Here is a 4,958-nt window from a genome sequence, read left to right as displayed (position 1 = left end):
GAAGACCGAGCGCCCGCTCATCGAGGTGCTCTACCCATGCTTCCAGCTCATCGAGCTGGCTGAGTGCTGGCTGGGCTCGAACCCGTCGTTTGACGTGCGCTTTCTCATCGCCGCCGGGCAGAGCATTGGGCTCAGGCTTCCGCACGCGAAGCGGCTCACCGACACGAAGGACGTCGCTGCTGCCATGGGCGTCTACGGCGTTTCCGAGAAGGGTTACCGTTCGCAGTCGCTCGGGGCGCTTGCGCGCCACTTCGGCATCCTGCTCGGCGGTATGCACGGGGCGCGGGTCGATTGTTATGTCACGCTCGAGGTTTACAAGCGGCTTACGATGGGAGCCAACCGATGACGTTGCAAGTACCGGCCGGTCTTCAGCAGATGGGCGCAGCGCAGCAGCCGATGTTCCTGCGCATCGGAGTCTACGGTTATCCCGGCAGCGGCAAGACCTTCACGTCAATGACCTGGCCGGCGCCGCTTCTGATTAACCCGCTCGCCGAGGGCGGGCACAACACCGCGCGTCACCCGGATGGCAGCTTCATCGTGCAGCCGGTCGTCATCGGTTCGACGCACGCCGCGTTTCTGCGGGACGTGCCCGGCTCAGTGTCGATCAAGGTCGAGCTGGAGCAGTGGATCGAGTACATCTACCGTGCCGCGCTCATGAAGCAGTGCCCGTGGCAGACGATCGTCCTGGGCGGCTTCTCGGACATCGCAACCATGATCTACGAGCAGGCCGAGAAGGAGGCGCAGGACGCGCAGAAGCGGCGAGGCGGCAAGGAAGACAAGCACCGGGCGTGGGGAGATGTCCTCGCGTGGTACAACCGCACTGTCCACATGCTCTTCAGTCTGCCGTTCCACGTCATCATCGAGATGGGCTGCAAGGTGACGATGGACAAGGACAACCGAGATCAGGTCGCGACCGTCGAGCCCGATCTCTCCGGCCGCGGCGGCAAGCTCGTCCTCCCCCGCGAGCTCGACATGCTCATCTATACCGAGCGCAACGGCTCTACGTTCTTCACCCACTTCGCTCCGCGAGTCTCGAAGCCGGTCTTCTACATGAAGGCGCCGCGTTTCCTCGCGATGAGCTTCCAGCAGCCCGTGCAGGACTGCTCCTACGATGTCTTCGCGCAGGCCCTCGGCCTGCCGCCGATATGGGTGTGTGATCCTGGGCACCCGCGGTGCCAGCAAGGTCGCTGGCCTTGGTCTGTGCCCTGGCATGTTTAGGTGAGGGACTTTGGAAACCCCCTCTAGGAAAGGACCGTAGAAGATGGACATCAGCAATTTGACCCCCCAGCAGATCGCGGCGATCATGGCCCAGCTCCAGGCCCAGCCGGGCCAGGCCGCGCCGCCGCCGGTCATGCCACCCCCGCCGGTCGCGCCGCCGCCGCAGTACCCGCCGGCCGCGCCGCCGCCGCCGCCCCCCGGTGCCTACACGCCGCCGCCCGGCTACGGGATGCCGCAGGGCGCCGCGCCGCAGCCGCAGGGCGCGCAGCTCCCGCCGCAGGGGCAGCCCGCCTCCGCGGACATCGTCACCAATCTGCCGCCGCCCAACCTGCCGGCCGGCACCTACGACTTCGAGGTGATGTTCGTCGAGCGCAAGAGCGGCGTCAGCGACAAGGGCAACGCCTGGGAGCAGATCCGCTACCGCTTCACCGTGGTCGCCGGACCGATGCAGGGGCAGTCGATCACCGACAGCCTCTCGACGACCTACACCCGCCCGCTCTACGCGCTCGCCGACGCGGTCGGCAAGCCCATCCAGCGGGACGCCTCGGGCAACGTGGCGTTCAACGTCCGCAGCTTCGACGGCAGCCGCGTCTGCGCCGTCGTCACCTACGAGGCCTCGAAGGACGGCCGGGAGTACGGGCGCGTCGGGCAGTTCAAGCCCGTCGCCCGCTAGCTCGCGGCGTAATCTTCTCGTGGTGTGACAGGCCGGTTCTGTGGTGCCCCGCCCGGCGCAGGTCGGGCGGGGATTTTCGGGCGTGAGTGAAGGGACTCGCCAAGCGGTAAGACATCCCGTCTTGGAGGCCGGTTCGACACCGGGCGCCCGGCCGAGGTGAGGAACATGGGGACTGACTTGCGGGCGCTCGCGATGAAGCTCGACCAGTACGCTGACGTGGTTGAGCAGCTTGATGTGGATGGTTCTCAAGCGGAAGCAGATAAGACTCAAGTCGTTGTCGACATCTACAAGGTCGCCAACGAGCTCGAGGAGGCCGAGGACTCGACGCTGTGGTTGGAGTGGTTCACTCAGCTCACTTTCGACCTCGGGCTTCCGGTGAACGCTCGCCGTGAGGACGTGACCGCTGCGGTGAAGCAGCTCAAGAAACCTACGATTGTCGTGGTCAAGCATGTGCGGAAAAGGAGGGCGGCGTGAAAGACCAAGAGTTCGCGGTGCAGGGCGACTGGATGCAGACCTACAGCCATGAGAAGTTCTGGCTGCTCCACCCGCGTCCCGAGCAGATCAGCATCCGCGAGATCGCACACGCACTCTCGAACATCTGCCGGTTCTACGGGCACACCTCCGAGATGTACTCGGTGTCGCAGCATTCCGTCGCCGTCTCCGAGAACTGCCTCCCCGAGCACGCGCTCTGGGGGCTCCTGCATGACGCCCACGAGATTTTCATGGGCGACATCACCTCGCCCATGAAGGAGACGCTCAAGCAGCTCGGCGCTGGAGACGTGCTCAAAGTCATCGAGAACCGGCTCATGGCCGCCGTCGCGGCCAGGTTCAACCTCGAGCTGCCGGTGCCGGCCGACGTCTGGTACGCCGACCGCGTGCTTCTCGCGACCGAGGCTCGCGACCTCTTCGTCGGCGAGCCCGTCGAGCACTGGACGCAGCGGCTTGGCTGCGAGCCGCTGCCGAGTCACATCGTACCGTTCAGCCCAGCGGTCGCGGAACACAGGTTCCTGCGCCGTGCCGCCGAGCTGGGCGTCGGGGTCATGTAGTCGTGCGATACCTCGACGTGTGCTCCGGCATCTCGGCGCCGACGCAGGCGTGGAAGCCTATCGGATGGGAGTGCGCAGGATACTTCGAGATCGACCCGTTCGCCTGTGAGGTGCTCGCGACAAGGTTCCTGAGCGTCACGAACTACGGTAATTTGTTGGAGGTTGACCATGCAACGATCGGAGAGCGAGTCGGGCACGTCGATCTCCTCGTCTCTGGGAGTCCCTGTCAAGGATTCAGCGTGGCCGGGAAGCGCGGAGGATTGGCTGATCCACGCTCTCATCTCCTCTTCGCCAGCTTCGCTCTGGCGCGAGCTGTCGGAGCGCGCTGGCTCGTCTGGGAAAACGTCCCAGGCGTTCTCTCTGACGACGGCGGGCGAACCTTCAAGCTCATCCTCCGAACGCTGCTCGACCTCGGGTATAGCGCATCTTGGCGCGTGCTGGACGCGCGCTTCTTCGGAGTCCCGCAGCGGCGCCGTCGAGTCTTCGTTGTCGGATATCTTGGAGACTGGCGACCACCTGCGGCGGTACTGTTTGAGCCCGAAAGCCTGCGCCGGAATCCTTCGGAGAGCCGCAAGGCGGGGCCGAGAGTTGCCCGCTGCATTGCGACTGGCTCTGGAACGAGTGGCAGCGGATACCGAAGCGACGGGGACACAGAAACCTTGATCCCGATGCTCGCCGACCCGATCACGACGCGCGAGGCGAGCTGTTACTCGAAGGGTGGCCGAAACCAGGGGCCGCGCAACGTCGTGCCGTTCGACCTGACGCAGATCACGCACCCCGAGAACCGTAACCGCGCCGACCCCGGCGACCCGAGCCCGCCGATCGTGGCGAAGGGGCGTGGCGTCCATGTCGCGTGCTTCGATGATCCAGGTCGGTTCGCTGGCGTCCACGGCGGCGGCGAGCACGGCGACCTCCACCCGACGTTGCGCTCGACGAACCCGCACGCGCTCGTCGCCTACGCTCTCGGGAGTCACGCTGGTGCTGCCGATGGCGATGCGTGCAACGAGAGCCACGCCACAGGTGGGGCAGTAGGGGCCAACGTGAGCGAGGAGTTGGCGTACTCGCTGCGCTCCGGTCGCACGCAAGCTGTCGCCGCGATCCCGATCTCGTCGGACGCGCTCCGGGGTGAGGGCGTCATGCAGACCCCCGGCCCAGACGCAGACGGGCGCGTGCGGCTCCGCGATCCTGGGCTCGGCATCGGAGAGCCTGGGGATCCCCAGTTCACGCTCAATGCGTCGGTTCCGCCAGCGGTCGTCGCGTTTCAGGAGAGCCAGTCGGGCTTCCGCGAGACGGCAGAGCACCCGACGCTCACCGAGAACAACGGCCCGCGAAGGATGCACGGCGTCAGTGACGGCGTCATGGTGAGAAGATTGACTTCAAGGGAGTGCGAAAGACTTCAAGGAGTTTCGGACGACTTCACGCTGATCGATAGGCGCTGCAAGCCAGCCGCCGACGGGCCACGGTACAAGGCGCTCGGAAACTCCATGGCCGTGCCGGTCATGCGGTGGATCGGTGAGCGGCTCGCGACGGTGGACGCGCTCTGGGAAGGTCTGACATGGAAGCCGTAGCGCATGACTGCAGTGCTTGTCCGCTCGCAGGGAAGCGTGGTCGCGTCTGCGTGGCAGGCTACTTCCCGCAGCAGGCGTGGTCGGGCTTGTGCTTCGTGAGCGAATACCCGTGGAAGGATGAAGCACGAGCTGGGCAGCCTTTCGTCGGTTCACCGGGGCGTCTCCTGTGGGCCATCTGCAAGACGCTCGGCATCGAGCAGCACTCGACGCTCGTTTTGAACGCCATCTCGTGCTTCGCGGGCGAGTGGCCCGAAGGTGATGCCGCGAAGAAGAAAGAAAAAGCGGCAGCGTGGGCAGCGTGTCGGCCGCGTCTTGTCGCCGCGCTCGAGAGCTGGAAGCCCAAGGTCATCGTCGCCCTCGGCGGCGAGGCCATCCGAAGTCTGCTTGCGGACAACACCGCCACCATCGGCGGCTACCGGGGCACGGTGAACCGCTACGCTGGCGGCATCGGTG

General features: G+C 65.8%; 7 protein-coding genes. All 7 read left to right on the top strand.

The window, feature by feature from the left end; genetic code table 11:
* Positions 1–346 (top strand): hypothetical protein (locus WC683_19545; GenBank protein MFA4974801.1); only part of this gene is annotated, 346 nt, incomplete at its 5' end.
* The gene (locus tag WC683_19540; protein MFA4974800.1) at positions 343–1,218 is read left to right on the top strand and encodes an AAA family ATPase; all 876 of its coding nucleotides are present in this window, start codon (positions 343–345) and stop codon (positions 1,216–1,218) included. The genes WC683_19545 and WC683_19540, both read left to right, overlap by 4 nt.
* A gap of 43 nt (positions 1,219–1,261) precedes the next feature.
* Positions 1,262–1,891 (top strand): hypothetical protein, encoded by a 630-nt coding sequence (locus WC683_19535; protein MFA4974799.1) that lies wholly within the window; start codon positions 1,262–1,264, stop codon positions 1,889–1,891.
* 165 nt (positions 1,892–2,056) lie between these two features.
* On the top strand, positions 2,057–2,365 hold the full coding sequence (locus WC683_19530) for a hypothetical protein (GenBank protein ID MFA4974798.1): 309 nt from the start codon (positions 2,057–2,059) through the stop codon (positions 2,363–2,365).
* Positions 2,362–2,937, top strand: a complete 576-nt coding sequence (locus WC683_19525; GenBank protein MFA4974797.1) for a phosphohydrolase — start codon at positions 2,362–2,364, stop codon at positions 2,935–2,937. The genes WC683_19530 and WC683_19525 overlap by 4 nt, the downstream gene beginning before the upstream one ends.
* Before the next feature lie 2 nt (positions 2,938–2,939).
* The gene (dcm, locus tag WC683_19520) at positions 2,940–4,505 is read left to right on the top strand and encodes a DNA (cytosine-5-)-methyltransferase (protein MFA4974796.1); all 1,566 of its coding nucleotides are present in this window, start codon (positions 2,940–2,942) and stop codon (positions 4,503–4,505) included.
* Positions 4,493–4,958 (top strand): uracil-DNA glycosylase family protein (locus WC683_19515; GenBank protein MFA4974795.1); only part of this gene is annotated, 466 nt, incomplete at its 3' end. The genes dcm and WC683_19515, both read left to right, overlap by 13 nt.

Source organism: bacterium (assembly GCA_041648665.1).
GTDB lineage: Bacteria > UBA10199 > UBA10199 > 2-02-FULL-44-16 > JAAZCA01 > JAFGMW01.
The sequence above is the reverse complement of the archived record's forward strand: the minus strand, read 5'-3'. Positions and strand labels throughout refer to the sequence as shown.